Raw genomic sequence first — 1,291 nt, forward strand, 5'->3', positions numbered from 1 at the left:
CCTGGTGGCTCTGTTCCAGGCCAGCAGGACCGGCACTCCCGCGACCAGCCCGGCGGCGCCGGCGATCGCCAGGCCGTGCTCCGGTCCGGCCGCTTCGACGAGGAGGCCGCCGGCCAGGATGCCCAGCCCCTGGGCGGCGACCATGCCAGAGGAGGCCAGGCCGACCGCCTGCCCCCTGCTCTCCGGCGGCGCGATCCTCACGTACTCCGCGTTGGCCGCCACGTGGTAGCCGGTGAGCATCCCGCACACCGTCCACAAGAGCAGCAAGGGCACGTAGCCGGGATCGGCCGCGCTGACCACCAGCGGCACACTGGCCGCCACCGCCATCGGGGCCATCAGCGCCATCCGCCGCGATTCGGAAAGGAATCTGGACAGCACGAACACGCCGATGACGTTCCCCACGGGCAGGGCGGCCATGAGGAGCCCCGCCTCCGCGGTGCCCAGGCCGAACGAGGCGGCGTACGGCACCGCGATCGCCTCGGGGATGACGTGGAACCCCGACAACATGGCCAGCCCGAGCAGGCTGCGCAACGCGCGATGCCCGGCCACCAGCCGCAGCCCGCCGAGCAGGGAGACCGGCTCCTTTCCCGCGGCCGCCGGGCGCCGGCGCACCGTGGCCAGGGTGAGTGACGCGGCGGCGGCGAACGTGACCGCGTCGATGAGGATGGCCGTCCGCGCGCCGGCCAGCGCCACCACGATGCCGCCGCCGGCGAAGCCGAGCAGCGTCACGACCTGGTCGCTGAGCTGGTGGACCGCCACTCCGGTCTGGTAGAGCTCGCGGGGCAGCACTTCGGGCGTCAGCGAGATGCGCGCCGCCCTGCTCGGCGAGTCGAGCAGTTGCGAGGCGAAGACCAGGGCGCACAACGCGGGCAGCGGGAGACCGGGCAGTGCGACGAATCCGATGAGGACGGTCCTGGTCACATCGCAGGCGATCGTGACCTCGCGCCGCGGGTAGCGGTCGGCCAGCCAGCCCAGCGCGGGCCCTCCGATCAGCGCGGGCACGAACGTCATCGCGTAGACGAGCGTGGTGACGGCGGCCGAGCCGCTGCGCTCGTAGGCCAGGACGGCCAGCGCGACGCGCGCCAGCTGGTCGCCCGCTCGCGACAACAACCCGCCCAGCCATAAACCGCGAAACTCGCCGATCGCGAGCACCTTGGCGTACATGATTCCGTCCGGTCCGACTCGACTTCCTCGCCGCCCTCGACGAGCCCGCACTGCGGCAGGTCCTGCCATGCTCAGGCACCCGCGCGGGCGGGCACCGGCCCCCGCGGTGGGTGGTGACCCGCCTGCC

Annotated in this window: 1 protein-coding gene; it reads right to left on the reverse strand. The window is 73.4% G+C overall.

All coding sequences use genetic code 11. The annotated features are described in order from the left end of the window. On the reverse strand, positions 1–1,164 hold a 1,164-nt coding region (locus E1294_RS51970), incomplete at its 3' end, for an MFS transporter (protein ID WP_165978004.1). Positions 1,165–1,291 lie beyond the last annotated feature (127 nt).

This window comes from Nonomuraea diastatica (genome assembly GCF_004349015.1).
In the GTDB taxonomy this organism is placed as follows: domain Bacteria; phylum Actinomycetota; class Actinomycetes; order Streptosporangiales; family Streptosporangiaceae; genus Nonomuraea; species Nonomuraea diastatica.